Source organism: Sphingomonas morindae, assembly GCF_023822065.1.
Classification (GTDB): Bacteria; Pseudomonadota; Alphaproteobacteria; order Sphingomonadales; family Sphingomonadaceae; genus Solisphingomonas; species Solisphingomonas morindae.
In genome coordinates, this window is the sequence record NZ_CP084930.1 from 1,732,003 (window position 1) to 1,748,537 (window position 16,535).

Sequence of the window (16,535 nt, forward strand, 5' to 3'; positions counted from 1 at the left end):
GTCCGCCGCGCCCCCGCGCCATCGCCCCGCCGCCAGCGCGCCGCCGGCCGAAGGCGCGGGCGCGCCCGATCGCCGGCCGGAAACGCCCATGGCGGAGCGCGACGCCGTGCTGGGCCTGCTCAACAAGCGCAACGGCGTGGCGCGGGATCTCCATCTCCGCCCGGGCCAGGCGGTGCGCGTCGGCGATGTCGTGGTGCGGCTGCGGGCGTGCGAGACGACGGGGCCGTGGGAGGCCGAGCCGCTCACCGGGGCCTTTGTGCAGCTCGACACGCGCGCGCGCGACGGGCGGTGGCGGCGCGTCTTCTCCGGCTGGCTCTACAAGGAATCGCCCTCGCTCAACACGGTCGAGGACCCGATCTACGATGTCTGGCCCAAGAGCTGCGCGATGACCCATCCGGATGTCGGCCCGGACACGGTGCTGGCCAATGCGGTGTCGGCCGGCGCGCCGCGCGCCGCGTCCGCCGCGAAGAAATCGCCCGAGGGCGAGGCGCCGGCCACCGCGCCCGAGGGCGCCGCCGCCGTGCCCGACAGCGCATCGTCCAACAGCGCCCGATAGTCGGAGCGGCTGATCTCCACCGCGCCCAGCGAGGCGAGGTGATCGGTGATGAACTGGCAATCGAGCAGGGTGAAGCCGCCATGGCGCAGCCGCGCGACGAGGTGCGCCATCGCCAGCTTGGAGGCGTTGGGCGCGCGGCTGAACATGCTTTCGCCGAAAAAGGCGCGCCCCAGCGCCACGCCATAGAGGCCGCCGACCAGCGCCGATCCCTCCCACACCTCGATCGAATGGGCATAGCCGCGCCGATGGAGCGTGCCATAGGCATCCTCGATCTGGCGGTTGATCCAGGTTTCGGGGCGATCGGCGGTGGCTTCGGCGCAGGCCGCCACCACGGCGCCGAAGGCACGGTCGGCGGTGACGGAGAAGCGCTCCGATCGCAGCAGCTTGGCCAGCGAGCGCGAGAGATGGAAGCGATCCAGCGGCAGAACGCCGCGCTTCTTGGGCTCGACCCAGAAAATGTCGGGCGCCTCGCGGCTGTCGGCCATCGGGAAGACGCCGACCGAATAGGCGCGCACCAGCAAATCGGGATCGATCGGCTCTGCCGCGACCCGGCGCCCGCGCCCCAGCATCAGCCGGACCACCGCTCGCCAGGGACTCGTGAGGCGCGTACAGCAGCCATGTGGATAACCTATAGCAGGCCGGCGCCGCCGCAAGGGGCATTCGCCAAGCCCGCTTCCTTCCCGCGCGCGAGAGGCCTATCCAGCGGGCATGACTGACATGCATGCAGATGTTCGCCCGGCGGCGGTGGCTTCGGTGTCGCTGGCGGCGCCGATCGAGAGCTTCGCGGCGCGCCTCGGCGACTCGTTCGAGCGCTATGGCTTCGCGGTGGTTTCGGATCATGGCCTGTCGCCCGCGCTGATCGCGCGCGCCGAGGCGGCGAGCCGGGCGCTGTTCGCGCTGCCGGACGCGGTGAAGCGCCGCTATCACCGGCCCGGCACCGGCGGCGCGCGCGGCTATACCCCCTTCGGCATCGAGACGGCCAAGGGCGCGCAGGCCGTGGACCTCAAGGAATTCTGGCATGTCGGCCGCGAGCTGCCCGAAGGCCATCGCTATGCCGGCCTGATGGCGCCCAATATCTGGCCCGAGGCGCCCGAGGATTTCCGCGAGACGTTCCTGGAGCTGTTCGCCGCCTTCGACGCCACCGGCGCGCGCATCCTCGCCGCCATCGCGCTGCATCTCGGCCTCGACCGGGACTTTTTCGTCGATCCCGTGGCGGACGGCAACAGCGTGCTGCGGCTGCTCCACTATCCGCCGGTGACCGGCGACGGCCCCTCGATCCGCGCGGGCGCGCACGAGGATATCAACACCATCACCCTGTTGCTCGGCGCCGAGGAGGCGGGGCTGGAGATCCTCGACCAGGATGGGCAATGGCTGTCGGTGACGCCCGGCGAAGGCGAGCTGGCGGTCAATATCGGCGATATGTTGCAGCGGCTGACCAACAACCGGCTGCGCTCGACCACGCACCGCGTCGCCAATCCAGCATCGGCGCGGCGCGGCGTGGCGCGCTACTCCATGCCCTTCTTCCTGCACTTCCGGCCGGATTATCGGATCGAGACGCTGCCCGGCTGCATCGATGCCGCGCATCCCAACCGCTACCCCGAGCCGATCACCGCGCATGACTATCTCATGCAGCGGCTGCGCGAGATCAAATTGCTGTGAGCGGCGGCGCGGCCGGGCTCAGCCCCGGCCGCGATAGCCGGGCACGCCCTGGTCGGGCACCCACAGCCCTTCGGGCGCGGCGCCCGTCTGCCAGAAGACATCGATCGGGATGCCGCCGCGCGGATACCAATAGCCGCCGATGCGCAGCCAGCGCGGCGCCATCTCCGCCACCAGCCGTTCGCCGATGCCGACGGTGCAATCCTCGTGGAACGCCGCATGATTGCGGAAGCTGCCGAGGAACAGCTTGAGCGACTTGGACTCCACGATCGTCTCGCCGGGGGCGTAATCGATCACCAGATGCGCGAAATCGGGCTGGCCGGTGACGGGGCAGAGCGAGGTGAATTCGGGCGCCACGAAGCGCACCAGATAAAGGCGGCCGGCGCGGGGATTGGGCACATAGTCGAGCACGGCCTCTTCGGGGCGCGCGGGCAGGCCGCTGCTCTGGCCAAGATGGGTGAGGGGCATGCGCCTGTCCTGAAAAGGCGGCGCCGAGCGCGCGCCGGATCGGGCGCGATGTAGGCGGACGGCTTGCGGCGCGCAAGCGGCCGCGCCTATGCGGGACGCGCGCAGCAAGGAGCAGGCAATGGACGACCTCGTCTCGATCGAGTGGCTCACCCGCGAGGCCCCGGCCGATCTCGTCATCCTCGACGCGACCTATCTGCCCTTCGAGCCCGAGCGCGACGCCGCCGCCGAATATCGCGCCGGCCATATCGCGGGCGCGCGCTTTCTCGATCTCGCCAGCCTCGTCGACCCTGCCAGCAGCCTGCCCGCGACGGTGCCGCCGCTGGCGACGTTCCGCGCGCGGATGGCGGCCTTGGGGGTGCGCCGCACGGCGCCGATCCTGCTCTACGATGATTCGCCGCACCACACGTCCGCGCGCGCCTGGTGGCTGTTGCGGCTGTACGGCGCCACCCGCGTGGCGCTGCTGGATGGCGGGCTGGCGGCGTGGCGCGCCGCCGGCCGGCCGCTCGCCACCGGTGCCTCGCCCGATCGCGCGATCAGCCCGGACGAGACCGATTTCACCGCGCGCGACGCGGCGCTGCTCGTGTCGCTCGAGGCGATGCGTGCCGCCCAGGCCGCGGGCGATCGGCCGATCGTCGATGCGCGCGGCCGGCCGCGCTTCTCGGGCGCGGAGGCCGATCCCCGGCCTGGCGTCGCCCCCGGCCATATGCCCGGCGCGGTCAACCTGCCCTATGGCCAGCTCTTCGCCGCCGATGGCCGGTGGCACGCTCCGGAGGCGCTTGCGGCCGCCTTCGCCGCCGCCGGGGTCGATCCGCGCGCGCCGGCGATCTTCACCTGCGGCTCGGGCATCACCGCCGCCGGGCTGATGTTCGCGGCCCATCTCCTGGGCGGCGGGGCGGGCCAGGCGCTCTACGATGGCTCCTGGAGCGAATGGGGTAGTCTGGCCGACACGCCCAAGCAGGTCGACGCGGCATGAGCGGCGAGCGGCCCGACACGCGGCTGGTGGAAGGCGGGCGGCGCCCGGAATGGACGCAAGGCGTCGTCAATCCGCCGGTATGGCGCGCCTCCACCATCTTGTTCGACAGCTGCGCCGCGCTGGCCGATGCCTGCCGGCACAATGCCGATGGCGGCCTGTTCTACGGCCGGCGCGGCACGCCCACGCAATGGGCGCTGGCCGATGCGCTCACCGGCCTCGAGCCGGGCGCGGAAGGAACGATGCTCTTTCCCTCCGGCGTCGCGGCGATCGCGGTGGCGCTGCTGAGCGTGCTCAAGCCCGGCGACGAGCTGCTGATGGTCGACAGCGTCTATGAGCCGACCCGCGCCTTTTGCCGCCAGGTGCTGGCGCCGATGGGGATCAGCACGCGCTTCTACGATCCGCTGCTGGGCGGCGACATCGCCGCGCTGCTCGGCCCGCAGACGCGCGCGGTGTTTCTGGAAAGCCCGGGCAGCCTGACCTTCGAGGTGCAGGATATCCCCGCCATCGTCGCCGCCGCGCGCGCGGCGGGCGCGGTGACGCTGCTCGACAATACCTGGGCGACGCCGCTCTTCCTGCCCGCGCTCGCGCTGGGCGTGGATCTCTCGATCCTCGCCTGCACCAAATATGTGGTCGGCCATTCGGACGCGATGCTCGGCGCGGTGACGGCGGCGCCCGGCCATTACGCCGCGCTGCGGCAGACGGCGCAGCGCTTCGGCCAGCATGTCGGACCGGACGACGCCGCGCTCGGGCTGCGCGGGCTGCGCACCATGGGGGTGCGGCTGCGCCAGCATCAGGCGAGCGGCCTTGCGGTGGCGCGTTGGCTGGCGGCGCGGCCCGAGGTGGCGCGGGTGCTGCACCCGGCGCTGCCCGATTGCCCCGGCCATGCCCTGTGGCAGCGCGACTTCACCGGCGCGTCCGGCCTGTTCAGCGTCGTTCTGGCCGGCGGCGACGCGGCGGCGCGGGCGGCGCTGATCGATGGCCTGCGGCATTTCGGCATCGGCTTTTCCTGGGGCGGCTATGAGAGCCTCGCTTTGCCGGTGGATCCCGCGGCGCTCCGCAGCGCGACGCGCTGGCAGGCCGAGGGCCCGGTGATGCGGCTCCATATCGGCCTGGAAAGCGTCGAGGATCTGATCAAGGATCTCGAGGCGGGGCTCGCCCGCTTCCGCGCCGCGCGCGGCTGAGCGACAGGGTGTGTCGTCCTCTGTGCCTGTGACGCAACAGCCAGACTGTTTCTGGTCCGTGTCCGGATTGTTGCTTTCGCTATCGCAGCACACGCGATAGGAAGGGGCTGTCCGTCGCCAGCCCCGCCCGTGCGTGCATGAGAGCCGGGGCAGCGCGGAACGCAGGATGGAAGCCATTGTCGTCCACTCGGGGGATCCATCCATGCCCAAGCTCCGTCACCTTCTGCTCGCCGGTCTGATCGGCGCCGCGTCCGCGCCGCTGTTCGCGCAGGATGCGCCGGCAAGCCCCTTCACCATCACCGGCGGCGCCACGCTGATCAGCGATTATCGCTTCCGCGGCCTGTCGCAGACCAACCGCCGCTTCGCCCTGCAGGGCACGATCGGCGTCGCCCATTCCTCGGGCTTCTATATTGGCACCTGGGGCAGCTCGATCGACGATTATGTCGCCAATGGCGGCGATCAGGAGATCGATCTCTATGGCGGCTACAAGAAGACCATCAACGGCACCACGGTGGATGGCGGCCTGCTCTATTATTACTATCCCGGCTCGGGCGGCGCCAATACCGACTTTTTCGAGCCCTATCTGAACGTGTCGCACAGCTTCGGCCCGCTCAGCGCCAAGCTCGGCGGCAATTTCTCGTGGAGCCAGCACGGCCTCGCCACCACCACCAAGGCCCGCGCCGCCGGCGCCTATGGCTATGCCGAGCTTTCGGCGGCGATCCCCAATACGGGCTTCACCGTCACCGGCCATCTCGGCCATTCCTTCGTCCGCAATTACATCACCTTCGACACGCATTATACCGACTGGAGCGTGACGGCGGCTTACAGTTGGAAGGCGCTGACCTTCTCGGCCGCCTATGTCGATACCGACAAGACGCTCTACAGCTATCCGAACGGCGGCGGCCATAATCGCGATATCGCCAAGGGCGGCTTTGTCGGCGCGGTGGCGGTCGCCTTCTGATCCGCCCGCCCGCCGACCGTCGGCGGGCATGAAAAAGGCCGGGGCGGCGCCGCCCCGGCCTTGTCAACGCGGCACTGGCGCGCGGATCAGTGCTGCGGCGTCGCCGCCGGCGCGGTGCCGGGCTGCGGCGTGGCCGCGGTGGCGGCGGCATCCTGCGAGCCCGCCGGCGCGGCGAGAATCGCCTGGGTGGTGGCGCCCTTGTCGACCACATCGGTGCCGGGGCTGCCCGCTTCCGAGCGCACGCCGCTGTCGGGCGCGCCGCCGGCCGCGTCGATCAATGCCTGCTGGCCGGGCGACACCTTGGCGGTGCCCCCGAACATCGCCGCCAGCGCCTGCGCGGACGGGCTCGCTTCCTGCGGGCGCGGCGCACCGGGCTTGGGCGGCCGCAGCGAGAAATCGGGCGGCATGGTCAGCGGCGGTGCGCGCGTCACCGCGAATTCATTGGGACCGCTGCGCGAGCCGAAGCCCGACGCCTTGGTGTTGGCGCAGGCCGCCAGCGTCGCCGCCGCAGCCAATGCCCCCGTCACAGCCATCACCTTACGCATTCTTATCCTCCGCAGCGGCCGGTTGTTCGGGCCGGCGCGTGAACAGCGCGCGCAGCACCAGCAGCAGCACGCCGACCGTAATAGCGGCATCGGCGACGTTGAACACCAGGAAAGGGTGGAGATCGCCGAAATGCAGGTCGAGGAAGTCGGCGACATAGCCGAGCCGCACGCGATCGCAGATATTGCCGAGCGCGCCCCCCAGCACCAGGCCCAGCGCCGCGCCATCCAGCCGGTTGCGCTCGCGCCATAGCCAGAACAGCACCGCCACCGCGATGGCGCCGGTCAGCGCGACCAGCAGCCAGCGCTCGCTATCGCTGCCGGCGGTGAGGAAGCCCATCGAGATGCCGTGATTTTCCACCCAGGCCAGGCGGAAGATCGGCAGCAGATCCAGCACCAGCCGCTCGGGCAGGCGCAGCCCGTGGATGACGAAGGCCTTCACCGCCTGATCGGCGACGAAGAGCAGGGCGGCGATGGCAAGCCCGGTCTGACGCACGCGCACCGGATCAGCCACGCACCATCTCCTCGCAGCGGCGGCACAGCGCGCCCTCCTCGGCCACGTCGGGCAGATGGCGCCAGCAGCGGCCGCATTTGTGGAAATCGGTGCGGTGGACGATGACCGTCGGGCCGTGCAGCGTCTCTTCCAGCCGGACATCGGAGACGATGAACAGCTCCGCCAGCGCGCTCGGCGTCGCCGGCGGCCGCTGCACCGTGCCCAGCGCGACCCGCGCCTCGAGGCTGGAGCCCAGCTCCTTGGCCTTGCGGCGCGGCTCGATCTCGGCCGAGACGGCGGCGCGGAGCGCGCGCAGCTGCTGCCACTGCGCATCGAGGATCGGATCGGACCAGCGCGGATCGATCGCCGGCCAGACCAGCAGATGCACCGATCCCGCCTCCGGATAGCGGCTGCGCCACACCTCCTCGGCGGTGAAGCAGAGGATCGGCGCGGCATAGCGCACCAGCGCGTGGAACAGCGTATCGAGCACCGTGCGATAGGCGCGCCGCGCCAGCGTCCCCTCCGGCGCGGACGGGCCGATATCGCAATAGAGCACGTCCTTGCGGATATCGAAGAAGAAGGCCGAGAGATCGGCATTGGCGAAATCGATCAGCGCCCGCGCATAGCGATTAAGCTCGAAATCGCCGGTCGCCTGGCGCAGCGTCTCGTCCAGCTCGGCGAGCAGGTGGAGCACATAGCGCTCCAGCTCCGGCAGCTCGTCGAACGTCACCCGCTCCGCCTCGTCGAACCCGTCCAGCGCGCCGAGCAGATAGCGGAAGGTGTTGCGCAGCTTGCGATAGGCATCCGAGGTGCCGGCGAGGATCTCCTTGCCGATGCGCACATCCTCAAAATAGTCGGTGCTCGCCACCCAGAGGCGCAGAATGTCCGCGCCGCTCTCGCCGATGATCTTGAGCGGATCGACGACATTGCCGATCGACTTGGACATTTTGCGGCCCTGGCCGTCGAGCGCGAAGCCATGGGTCAGCACCGCCTTGTAGGGCGCCTGGCCGCGCGTGCCGCAGCTCTCCAGCAGCGAGCTTTGGAACCAGCCGCGATGCTGGTCGCTGCCTTCGAGATAGAGGTCGGCGCGCACGCCCTCGCCATAGCGCGCCTCGATGGTGAAGGCGTGGGTCGAGCCCGAATCGAACCAGACATCGAGAATGTCCGTCACCGGCTGCCACGCCGCCGGATCATGATCGGGGCCGAGCAGGGCGGCATGGTCGGCGCCGTACCAGGCATCCGCCCCGTTCGCCTCGAACGCCGCGACGATCCGGGCATTGACCGCCGGATCGTTGAGATAGCGCCCCTGCGCATCGACATAGAGCGCGATCGGCACGCCCCAGGCGCGCTGGCGGCTGATCACCCAGTCGGGCCGGCCGGAGACCATCGCGCCGATGCGGTTGCGGCCGCGCTCCGGCACGAAGCGGGTGGCGGCGATCGCGTCGAGCGCGAGGCCGCGCAGCGTCGCCCCGTTGCCGGGCTCGGCGCGCCCGTCCGCCGCGTCGTCCGCCGCGGCGATCGGCCGGTCCATGGCGATGAACCATTGCGGCGTCGCGCGGAAGATGAGCTTGGCCTTGGAACGCCAGCTGTGCGGATAGGAGTGGCGGAAATCGGCCGAGGCGGCGAGCAGCGCGCCCGTCTCGCGCAGCGCTGTGCAGATCGGCCCCTCGGGCGCGTTGAACTTGGGATTGATGACCGAGCCCTGGCCGCCGAGCCACCCCCAGTCCGCGCGGTAGCGGCCATCGCCTTCCACCGCGAACACCGGCTCGATGCCGACGCTCTTGCACAGCAGGAAATCATCCTCCCCATGGTCGGGCGCCATGTGGACGAGCCCGGTGCCGGCGTCGGTGGTGACGAAATCGCCCGCCAGCAGCGGCCGCGGCGTGGCGAAGAAGCCGCCCAGCGCGTGCATCGGGTGGCGCGCCTCGGCGCCTTCCAGCAACACGCCCTTGTAGAGCGCGAGCATGCGGTGCGCGGGGGCGCCGATCCGGCCCAGAAAGGCCTCGAGCAGCGGCTCGGCGACGAGCAGGCGGCGGCCCTCCACCTCGATCAGCAGATAATCGAGCGACGGACCATAAGCGAGCGCCTGGTTGACGGGGATGGTCCAGGGCGTCGTCGTCCAGATCACGGCATGCGCGCCGATCAGATCCGGATCGCCCGCGCGCGTGATCTCGAAGGCGACGTCGATCTGGGTGGAGACGATATCCTCGTATTCCACCTCGGCCTCGGCGAGCGCGGTCTTTTCCACGGGCGACCACATCACCGGCTTGGCGCCGCGATAGACCTGGCCCGTTTCGGCGAAGCGCAGCAGCTCGCGCACGATCGAGGCCTCGGCCTCGTGGCGCATGGTGAGATAGGGATCGGCCCAATCGCCCATCACGCCCAGCCGTTTGAACTGCTCGCGCTGGATGTCGACCCATTTGGCGGCATAGGCGCGGCATTCGGCGCGGAAGGCGACGGGATCGACCTGATCCTTGTCGAGCTTGCGGGCGCGATACTGTTCCTCGACCTTCCACTCGATCGGCAGGCCGTGACAGTCCCATCCCGGGACATAGGGCGCGTCTTTGCCGAGCAAGGATTGCGAGCGGACGATGATGTCCTTGAGCACCTTGTTCATGGCGTGGCCCATATGGATGTCGCCATTGGCGTAGGGCGGCCCGTCATGGAGGATGAAGCGCTCGGCGCCGGCGCGGGCGCGGCGCAGCTGTCCGTAGAGATCCTCCGCCTCCCAGGCGGCGAGGATCGCCGGTTCCTTGGCGGCAAGGCCCGCCTTCATGGGGAAGTCGGTCTTCGGGAGGAAGACGGTGTCGCGCCAGTCGCGCGGGGTGTCGGGCTGATCGACCATAAGCCGCGCTGGTTAAAGCGCGGGCGCGAAACCCGCAAGGAGTTGGGCGGCGGCGACGCAATCGGCGTCGATCTGGCGCACCAGCGCATCGAGGGTCGGAAAGCGCGCCTCGCCGCGCAGCCGGGCGATCAGCTCCACCGCGATCGGCTGGCCGTAGAGATCGCCGCTGAAATCGAAGAAGTGCGGCTCGAGCAATTCCTTGGGCGGATCGAACTGGGGGCGCACGCCGAGATTCGCCGCGCCGCCCAGCACCCGCCCATCGGCCAGCCGGCCACGCACCGCATAGACGCCATAGGCCGGCCGCACATAGGCGCCGAGATCGAGATTGGCGGTGGGATAGCCGAGCTGGCGGCCCAGCTTGTCGCCATGCTGCACCGTGCCGGCGATGGTGAAGGGGCGGCCGAGCAGCCGCGTCGCCAGCGCCATGTCGCCCTCGCGCAGCGCCGCCCTGACCCGCGTCGAGGAGGCGATGCCGCCTTCGGCATGGAGCGGCGCCACGGTTTCGGCCGCGATGCCGCGCGCCGCCGCGAGCGTGGCGAGATGCGCCACCGTGCCCGCCCGATCGCGGCCGAAGGTAAAGTCGGTGCCCGTCACCACCGCCGCCGCGCCGATCCGCGCGTCCAGCCACTCGGCGACAAAGGCCTCGGGCGGCTCGGCCGCGAGCGCGCGGGTGAAGGGCAGGGCAAGCGCGCCATCCATGCCGAAGGCGGCGAACAGCGCCATGCGCTGCGCGATGCTGGTAAGCAGGAAGGGCGGCGCATCGGGCCGGAAGAGCCGCGCGGGATGCGGATCGAAGGTGACGACCAGCGCCGGCAGCCCCTCCGCGCGCGCGCGCGCCAGGGCACGGCCCACCACGGCCTGGTGGCCGAGGTGGAAGCCGTCGAAATTGCCGAGCGCGACCACCGCCCCGCGCCAGTGCGCGGGCACCGGGCTGTCGCCGGAAAGCCATTCCATGGGCGGCCTATAGCAGAGCGTCGCCCGTTGCCAACCGCGCCGCCCCGTCGCGCACCAGCGTGACGAAGCTGTAGCCGGGGCGCTCCGCTTCGGCGGGATGATCGATCCGCGCCGCCTCGCGCCAGCCGGTCAGCGGCGGCAGCATCGTGTCGCCCTCGGGCCGGGCATGGACTTCGGTAAGCTCCACGCGATGCGCGTACGGCAGCGCGAGCCGGTAGATTTCGGCGCCGCCGATGATCGCCACCCGATCGCCGCCGGCCCGCGCGATCGCCGCCGCGAGATCGGGCACGGGCTCGGCGCCGGCCGCCTGCCAGCCACGGTCCCGCGTCAGCACGATATGGCGGCGGCCCGGCAGCAGGCCCGGCAGGCTTTCGAAGGTGCGGCGCCCCATCACCATCGCCAGGCCCATGGTGAGCGCCTTGAACCGCCGGAGATCGGCGGGCAGGTGCCAGGGCAGGCGGCCGTCGCGGCCGATCACGCCATTATCGGCGCGGGCGACGACGATCAGAAGTTCGGGGCCGGTCATGCCGCCCTCTTAGAACGGCCGCGCCGGGCGCGCTACACCGCCACCTCGGCCTTGATCGCCGGATGGGGATCATAGCCGTCGAGCGCGAAATCTTCGATCCGATAGCCATCGATGCTGTCCGGCCGGCGCAGCAGCCTCAGCCGGGGCGCGGGCCGGGGGGCGCGGGCGAGCTGCGCCTCGGCCTGATCGAGATGGTTGAGATAGAGATGCACGTCGCCGCCCATCCAGACGAGCGTGCCCGGCTGGAGCCCGGCCTGATCGGCGAGCATGCGCAGCAGCACCGCCGCGCCGGTCCAGTTGAAGGGCGTGCCCAGGAGATGATCGGCGCTGCGCTGGAAGAGCAGCCCGTTGAGCCGCCCATCGCTGGTGACATGATATTGATACACCATGTGACAGGGCGGCAGCGCCATGCCGCCCAACTCGGCCACGTTCCAGCCGTGGAAGAGGATGCGGCGGCTGGCCGGCGCGGTGCGCAGCAGCTCCACCACCGTGGCGATCTGATCATGCTCGCGCCCGTCGGGGCCGAGCCAGCGCCGCCACTGCTTGCCATAGACCGGGCCGAGATCGCCCCAGCGCTCGGCGAAGCCGGGCTCGGCGAGGATGCGCCGCTCGAAGTGCGCCTGGTCGATCGCCTCGCCGGTGGCGCGGCGATAGGCGGCGAGCGGCCAGTCGGTCCAGATCCGCACATTCTGCGCGATCAGCTCGCGGATATTGGTGCCGCCGCTCAGAAACCAGAGCATCTCCTTCACCGCCGTCTTCCACGAGACGCGCTTGGTGGTGAGGATCGGCACGCGATCGCCGCTCAGATCGAAGCGCGCCATCGCGCCGAACAGCGAGCGCGTGCCGACGCCGGTACGATCGACGCGGCGATCGCCCTGCTCCATGATCTGGCGGAGCAGCGCCAGATATTGATCGTCGGCGGCGGTGTCGGCGGCGCTCACAGCACGCGCCCGGCGGCGTCGCAGGGGCGGATCGCCTCGGGCGCGGGGCGCGGCCCGACGGCGCGGTAGAGGGTGAGATAGCCCTGCGCCTGGGGCACCAGCGCGCGGCTCACCCGCTCGTAGCCGACGGCGCGGAACTCGCAATCCAGCAGGGCGGGCGGCATGCCGTGGCGATCGGGCGCGCGATCGGGATCCACCACCACCACCAGCCCGTCCGGGCGCAGCGCCGGGCGCATCCGCCACAGAAAGGCGAAGGGCTGGGCGATCTCGTGATACATATGGATCATCAGGATGCGATCGAAGCTGGCGGCGGGCAGGCGCGGATCGTCGGCCAGGCCGAGCCGGACGCTCACATTGTCGAGCCGCTCGCGCGCCACCCGCTCGGCCAGCCGGTCGCGCGTGGCGCTTTCCACATCCTCGGCCAGCACGCGGCCCTTGGGCTCGACCCGCCCGGCGAGGCGGACGGTGTAATAGCCCTCGCCCGCGCCGATATCCGCCACCGTCATGTTGCGGCGGATGCCGGCGCGATCCATCACCGCGCGCGCTTCGCCCAGGCGATCGCGCGCCGCCTCGGTGGACCAGCGCTCGCTGACGATGCGCGCCACCGGGCGCGCGGGCGGCGGGAAGCCGGCATCGCCGGCCGCCGCCTTGGCGCGCTTGCTATCGCAACCGGCGGCGAGCGGCGCCAGCGCCAGCATCAGGCCGAGCGCGGCGCGCCTCAATCGACATCCTCCACCTCGACCTTCTCGCCCGTGACGCGCTGCGACAGCGCCGCCGCCATGAACGGGTCGAGCGCGCCGTCGAGCACCGAATCGGGCGAGGTGGAGGTCACGCCGGTGCGCAGATCCTTCACCAGCTGATAGGGCTGGAGCACATAGGACCGGATCTGGTGGCCCCAGCCGATATCGGTCTTGGCGGCGTTGACGGCGTTGGCCTCTTCCTCGCGCTTGCGCAGCTCATGCTCGTAGAGCCGCGCCTTGAGCTGCTTCATCGCCTCGGCCCGGTTCTTGTGCTGCGAGCGCTGGTTCTGGCACGCGACGACGATGCCGGTGGGCAGATGGGTGATGCGCACCGCCGAATCGGTCGTGTTGATGTGCTGGCCGCCCGCGCCGGACGAGCGATAGGTGTCGATCCGGAGATCCTTGTCCTCGACCGTGATGTCGATGTCCTCGTCGACCTCGGGATAGACCCAGACGCTGGCGAAGCTGGTGTGGCGCCGGGCCGAACTGTCATAGGGGCTGATCCGCACCAGCCGGTGCACGCCGCTTTCTGTCTTGGCCCAGCCATAGGCGTTCTCGCCGCGCAGCATCAGCGTGGCCGATTTGATCCCCGCCTGCTCGCCCGAATGGATGTCGATCAGATCCACCTTCATGCCGTGGCGCTCGGCCCAGCGCGTGTACATGCGCTGCAGCATCTCCGCCCAATCCTGGCTCTCGGTGCCGCCGGCGCCCGCATTCACCTCGATATAGGTGTTGTTGGCATCGGCCTCGCCCGCGAGCAGCGCCTTCACCTTGTCGGCCTCGGCGCGCTCGGCGAGCTGGGCGAGGCTGGCGAGCGCCTCGCGCTCCATCTCGGCATCACCCTCGGCCTCGGCCATCTCGATCAGCTCGACCGTATCGTCGCGGTCGCGCTCGATCGCGCGGACGGCGGCGATCGACTCGTCCAGCCGCCGGCGCTCGCGCATCAGCGCCTGCGCCGCCTTGGCGTCGTTCCACAGGCTCGGATCCTCGACCCGGGCGTTGAGCTCGTCCAGCCGCCGCAAGGCGCGCTCCCATTCGAGGAAGCGGCGCACCAGCGCCAGGGCGGCGTTGATCGTTTCGACATGGGCCTGCGCTTCGGCGCGCATCGTATCACCTTCAGGTTCGTGGGCCGGCCCCGCCGGGACGGGGACTCGGGCACGGATGTGGGGCGGCACCGCCGCCCTGAGAACAGGGCGCTTTAGTAGATGCCGCCTTGGCGCTGCAAGAAGTCGCTGTCGCGTGGCGCGGGCGGCGCCGCCGCCGGGCCGGCGCTGACGGGGCCGCGCTGGATGGTGCGGCGCGGCTCGGTCTCGGGCTTGAACGCCTCCCAGATGATCGGCGCCTTGGGATCGCTGCCCGGCCAGCCGCCATAGACGCGGCGGCCGGTGATGCGATCGATCCGCACCATGCGGATGCCCGGCGGCGCCACGAACGGCACCACCGGCATGTCCGCCATCGCCTTCTCCGCGAACTGCTTGAAGATCGGCGCGGCGATCGTGCCGCCCTGGGCGAAGCCGCCGAGCGGGCGCGGCTTGTCATAGCCGATATAGACCCCGCCCACGAGATCGGCCGAGCCGCCGACGAACCACACATTGGTGGGCCCCGTGGTCGTGCCCGTCTTGCCGAACAGCGGCCGGTTGAGATCGCGCAGCACCGTCGCCGTGCCGCGCTGGACCACGCCCTCCAATATGTGCAGCACCTGATAGGCGGTGAGCGGGTCGATCGCCTGGCTGCCGCGGCGCTGGCCGGGCCGCGGCATGGGCTGGCCGTCCCAATCGGGCATGTTGCAGCGCTCGCAGGGGCGCTCGTCGGCGCGCCAGATCACCTTGCCGCGCCGGTCCTGCACAAAGTCGATCAGCGTGGCGGGGATGCGGCGGCCCTGATTGTCGATCGTCGAGAAGCCCGAGACCATGCGCTGCACCGTCGTCTCGCCCGCGCCGAGCGCGATCGCCAGCACGGGCGGATAGGTGCCGATGCCCACGCGCTTGGCCAGGGCGACGATCTTGCCCATCCCGGTCTGCGCGGCGGCGCGCACCGTCATCAGGTTGCGCGACTGTTCCACGCCCCAGCGCATCGTCTTGGGGCCGGCATAGCCGCCCGAGAAGTTGCGGAAGCATTTGGTGCCGAGCGCGGCCGACTGATAGACGCAGAAGGGTCCGTCGACGATGATCGAGGCGGGCGTCATGCCATTGTCCAGCGCGGCGGCGTAGACGAACGGCTTGAAGCTGGAGCCCGGCTGGCGCAGCGCCTGGGTGGCGCGGTTGAAGCTGTTGCCCCGGAAGTCCCATCCACCCTGCATCGCCAGGATCTGCCCGGTGTGCGGATTTTCGATCACCATGCCGCCCGAGATCACGGGGAGGGAGCGCAGCGTCCAGCTGCCCTCCACCTGCTTGACCACGATCACGTCGCCCGGCTTGAGGAAATCGAAGGCGCGGCCGCCGACGCCGCGCTTGGGCAGCGCCGCCGCCCAGGCCGGCAGGCTGGCGGTGGTGCCGTTCTCGAAGCCGATCTCGGCCGCGCCGCCCTGCTTGGCGAGCACCACGGCGGCCTTCCAATCGGCATAGCCCGCGCCGACATTGGCGGCGAGCAGCCGGCCCTGCCAGCCCTCGCCGGGTTCGATATGGCGGCTCGGGCCCGACCAGCCGCGCCCCGCATCGTAGCGCATCAGCCCGTCGCGCAGCGCCTGTTCCGCCGCCGCCTGCTTTTCGGCATCGAACGAGGTCCGCACCCATAGTCCGCCGGCATAGACGCTATACGGGCCGGCCGCGGCATTCTCGCCGAACTTGTCGATCAGTTCGCGCCGCACCTCCTCGGTGAAATAGCCGGGCGCGCGATCCTGGCGCGGGGCCGCACGCGGCACGGTGCCGAGCGGGGCCGCATCGGCCTCGGCCTGCTGCGCGGCGGTGATATAGCCGTTGGCGCGCATCTCGCGCAGCACATAGCTGCGCCGCTCCAGCGCCCGGGCGAGATCATGTTCGGGCGTATAGTTGGACGGCGCCTTGGGCAGGATGGCGAGATAGGCCATTTCGGGCAGGGTGAGGCCGCGCACATCCTTGCCGAAATAGGCCTGCGCCGCCGCTTCCACGCCATAGGCGTTCCGCCCGAGGAAGATCTGGTTGAGGTACAGCTCCATGATCTGGGGCTTGGTGAGCGTCATCTCGATGCGGATGGCGAGGATCGCCTCGCGCACCTTGCGCCGCACCGAATATTCGTCGCCCACCAGCAGATTCTTGGCGACCTGCTGGGTGATGGTGGAGCCGCCCCGCGCGCGCTCGCCCGAGCCCATCTTGGTCACATATTCGAACGCGCCATTGGCGAAGGTGAGCGGGTTGACGCCGTGGTGGGAGAAGAAATTCTTGTCCTCGGCGGACACGAACGCCGAGACGAGCAGCGGCGGGAATTCATCGAAGCCAAGCTCCACCCGGCGTTCGCGCGCATAGGTGTAGAGCGGGTTGCCGTTGACATCGCGGATATTGGTGGGCAGCGGCGGCTCATAGCTGAGCAGCGTGTCGGCGGACGGCAGATCGCGCGCGAACACCAGCCAGATCGCCAGCCAGCCGAGCAGCACCAGCCCCGCCAGCGCCGCCAGCGCCTTCACCCAGCGGCCGCGCAGCCAGCCCCAGCGCCGCCCGCCGCCCAGCTGCCGAATCCGGATCCGGCCCCCATTCTCGCCCTCATCGTCCATCGCGCCGGGGTCTA

General features: G+C 70.5%; 15 protein-coding genes and 1 pseudogene. 5 read left to right on the forward strand and 11 right to left on the reverse strand.

The window, feature by feature from the left end; genetic code table 11:
• Positions 1 to 88 precede the first annotated feature (88 nt).
• Positions 89 to 322: pseudogene (locus LHA26_RS08370) on the forward strand (DUF2155 domain-containing protein); the annotation flags it as partial.
• A gap of 35 nt (positions 323 to 357) precedes the next feature.
• Here the strand turns inward: LHA26_RS08370 and aat are convergent.
• A complete protein-coding gene (gene aat / locus LHA26_RS08375; RefSeq protein ID WP_252168327.1) occupies positions 358 to 1,125 on the reverse strand; it encodes a leucyl/phenylalanyl-tRNA--protein transferase in 768 nt (255 codons plus the stop codon).
• Positions 1,126 to 1,264: 139 nt separating this feature from the next.
• On the opposite strand from aat, the gene LHA26_RS08380 reads away from it, so the two are divergent.
• On the forward strand, positions 1,265 to 2,215 hold the full coding sequence (locus LHA26_RS08380; RefSeq protein WP_252168251.1) for an isopenicillin N synthase family dioxygenase: 951 nt from the start codon (positions 1,265 to 1,267) through the stop codon (positions 2,213 to 2,215).
• A gap of 18 nt (positions 2,216 to 2,233) precedes the next feature.
• Here the strand turns inward: LHA26_RS08380 and queF are convergent, their stop codons facing one another.
• Complete coding sequence (gene queF, locus LHA26_RS08385; protein ID WP_252168252.1) at positions 2,234 to 2,680, reverse strand: preQ(1) synthase; 447 nt, start codon at positions 2,678 to 2,680, stop codon at positions 2,234 to 2,236.
• A gap of 118 nt (positions 2,681 to 2,798) precedes the next feature.
• On the opposite strand from queF, the gene LHA26_RS08390 reads away from it, so the two are divergent.
• The 3 genes from LHA26_RS08390 (at position 2,799) to LHA26_RS08400 (ending at position 5,795) form a co-directional block, all read left to right on the forward strand.
• Positions 2,799 to 3,653 (forward strand): sulfurtransferase, encoded by an 855-nt coding sequence (locus tag LHA26_RS08390; protein ID WP_252168253.1) that lies wholly within the window; start codon positions 2,799 to 2,801, stop codon positions 3,651 to 3,653.
• Positions 3,650 to 4,834, forward strand: a complete 1,185-nt coding sequence (gene metC / locus LHA26_RS08395; RefSeq protein WP_252168254.1) for a cystathionine beta-lyase — start codon at positions 3,650 to 3,652, stop codon at positions 4,832 to 4,834. Before LHA26_RS08390 ends, metC begins: the two co-directional genes overlap by 4 nt.
• Positions 4,835 to 5,036: 202 nt before the next feature.
• Positions 5,037 to 5,795 carry a TorF family putative porin gene (locus LHA26_RS08400; RefSeq protein WP_252168255.1) on the forward strand — a complete coding sequence of 253 codons (759 nt, stop codon included), beginning with the start codon at positions 5,037 to 5,039 and terminating at the stop codon, positions 5,793 to 5,795.
• Positions 5,796 to 5,881: 86 nt separating this feature from the next.
• Here LHA26_RS08400 and LHA26_RS08405 read toward each other — a convergent pair whose 3' ends face one another.
• From LHA26_RS08405 to LHA26_RS08445, 9 genes are all read right to left on the reverse strand, one after another.
• The gene (locus LHA26_RS08405) at positions 5,882 to 6,340 is read right to left on the reverse strand and encodes a DUF3035 domain-containing protein (protein WP_252168256.1); all 459 of its coding nucleotides are present in this window, start codon (positions 6,338 to 6,340) and stop codon (positions 5,882 to 5,884) included.
• Positions 6,333 to 6,851, reverse strand: a complete 519-nt coding sequence (lspA, locus tag LHA26_RS08410; RefSeq protein WP_437441242.1) for a signal peptidase II — start codon at positions 6,849 to 6,851, stop codon at positions 6,333 to 6,335. The genes LHA26_RS08405 and lspA overlap by 8 nt, the downstream gene beginning before the upstream one ends.
• Complete coding sequence (ileS, locus tag LHA26_RS08415; protein WP_252168257.1) at positions 6,844 to 9,675, reverse strand: isoleucine--tRNA ligase; 2,832 nt, start codon at positions 9,673 to 9,675, stop codon at positions 6,844 to 6,846. The genes lspA and ileS overlap by 8 nt, the downstream gene beginning before the upstream one ends.
• 12 nt (positions 9,676 to 9,687) lie before the next feature.
• The gene (locus LHA26_RS08420; protein WP_252168258.1) at positions 9,688 to 10,629 is read right to left on the reverse strand and encodes a bifunctional riboflavin kinase/FAD synthetase; all 942 of its coding nucleotides are present in this window, start codon (positions 10,627 to 10,629) and stop codon (positions 9,688 to 9,690) included.
• Between the two features lie 7 nt (positions 10,630 to 10,636).
• Positions 10,637 to 11,155: a dihydrofolate reductase gene (locus tag LHA26_RS08425; RefSeq protein ID WP_252168259.1), complete on the reverse strand. Its 519-nt coding sequence runs from the start codon at positions 11,153 to 11,155 to the stop codon at positions 10,637 to 10,639.
• A 32-nt stretch (positions 11,156 to 11,187) separates the two neighbouring features.
• The gene (gene thyA / locus LHA26_RS08430) at positions 11,188 to 12,096 is read right to left on the reverse strand and encodes a thymidylate synthase (protein WP_302898060.1); all 909 of its coding nucleotides are present in this window, start codon (positions 12,094 to 12,096) and stop codon (positions 11,188 to 11,190) included.
• Positions 12,093 to 12,794, reverse strand: a complete 702-nt coding sequence (locus LHA26_RS08435) for a class I SAM-dependent methyltransferase (RefSeq protein ID WP_437441251.1) — start codon at positions 12,792 to 12,794, stop codon at positions 12,093 to 12,095. The genes thyA and LHA26_RS08435 overlap by 4 nt, the downstream gene beginning before the upstream one ends.
• A gap of 20 nt (positions 12,795 to 12,814) precedes the next feature.
• Positions 12,815 to 13,942, reverse strand: coding sequence for a peptide chain release factor 2 (gene prfB / locus LHA26_RS08440; RefSeq protein ID WP_252168261.1), 1,128 nt, complete (start codon positions 13,940 to 13,942; stop codon positions 12,815 to 12,817).
• Positions 13,943 to 14,034: 92 nt separating this feature from the next.
• The gene (locus LHA26_RS08445; protein WP_252165189.1) at positions 14,035 to 16,521 is read right to left on the reverse strand and encodes a penicillin-binding protein 1A; all 2,487 of its coding nucleotides are present in this window, start codon (positions 16,519 to 16,521) and stop codon (positions 14,035 to 14,037) included.
• Positions 16,522 to 16,535: the final 14 nt, after the last annotated feature.

Bases quoted from the DNA above. Each gene is read 5' to 3' on its own strand.
- aat (WP_252168327.1), bottom strand. From the start codon at position 1,125: ATGCTGGGGCGCGGGCGCCGGGTCGCGGCAGAGCCGATCGATCCCGAT.
- LHA26_RS08380 (WP_252168251.1), top strand. From the start codon at position 1,265: ATGACTGACATGCATGCAGATGTTCGCCCGGCGGCGGTGGCTTCGGTG.
- queF (WP_252168252.1), bottom strand. From the start codon at position 2,680: ATGCCCCTCACCCATCTTGGCCAGAGCAGCGGCCTGCCCGCGCGCCCC.
- LHA26_RS08390 (WP_252168253.1), top strand. From the start codon at position 2,799: ATGGACGACCTCGTCTCGATCGAGTGGCTCACCCGCGAGGCCCCGGCC.
- metC (WP_252168254.1), top strand. From the start codon at position 3,650: ATGAGCGGCGAGCGGCCCGACACGCGGCTGGTGGAAGGCGGGCGGCGC.
- LHA26_RS08400 (WP_252168255.1), top strand. From the start codon at position 5,037: ATGCCCAAGCTCCGTCACCTTCTGCTCGCCGGTCTGATCGGCGCCGCG.
- LHA26_RS08405 (WP_252168256.1), bottom strand. From the start codon at position 6,340: ATGCGTAAGGTGATGGCTGTGACGGGGGCATTGGCTGCGGCGGCGACG.
- ileS (WP_252168257.1), bottom strand. From the start codon at position 9,675: ATGGTCGATCAGCCCGACACCCCGCGCGACTGGCGCGACACCGTCTTC.
- LHA26_RS08420 (WP_252168258.1), bottom strand. From the start codon at position 10,629: ATGGAATGGCTTTCCGGCGACAGCCCGGTGCCCGCGCACTGGCGCGGG.
- LHA26_RS08425 (WP_252168259.1), bottom strand. From the start codon at position 11,155: ATGACCGGCCCCGAACTTCTGATCGTCGTCGCCCGCGCCGATAATGGC.
- LHA26_RS08435 (WP_437441251.1), bottom strand. From the start codon at position 12,794: ATGCTGGCGCTGGCGCCGCTCGCCGCCGGTTGCGATAGCAAGCGCGCC.
- prfB (WP_252168261.1), bottom strand. From the start codon at position 13,942: ATGCGCGCCGAAGCGCAGGCCCATGTCGAAACGATCAACGCCGCCCTG.
- LHA26_RS08445 (WP_252165189.1), bottom strand. From the start codon at position 16,521: ATGGACGATGAGGGCGAGAATGGGGGCCGGATCCGGATTCGGCAGCTG.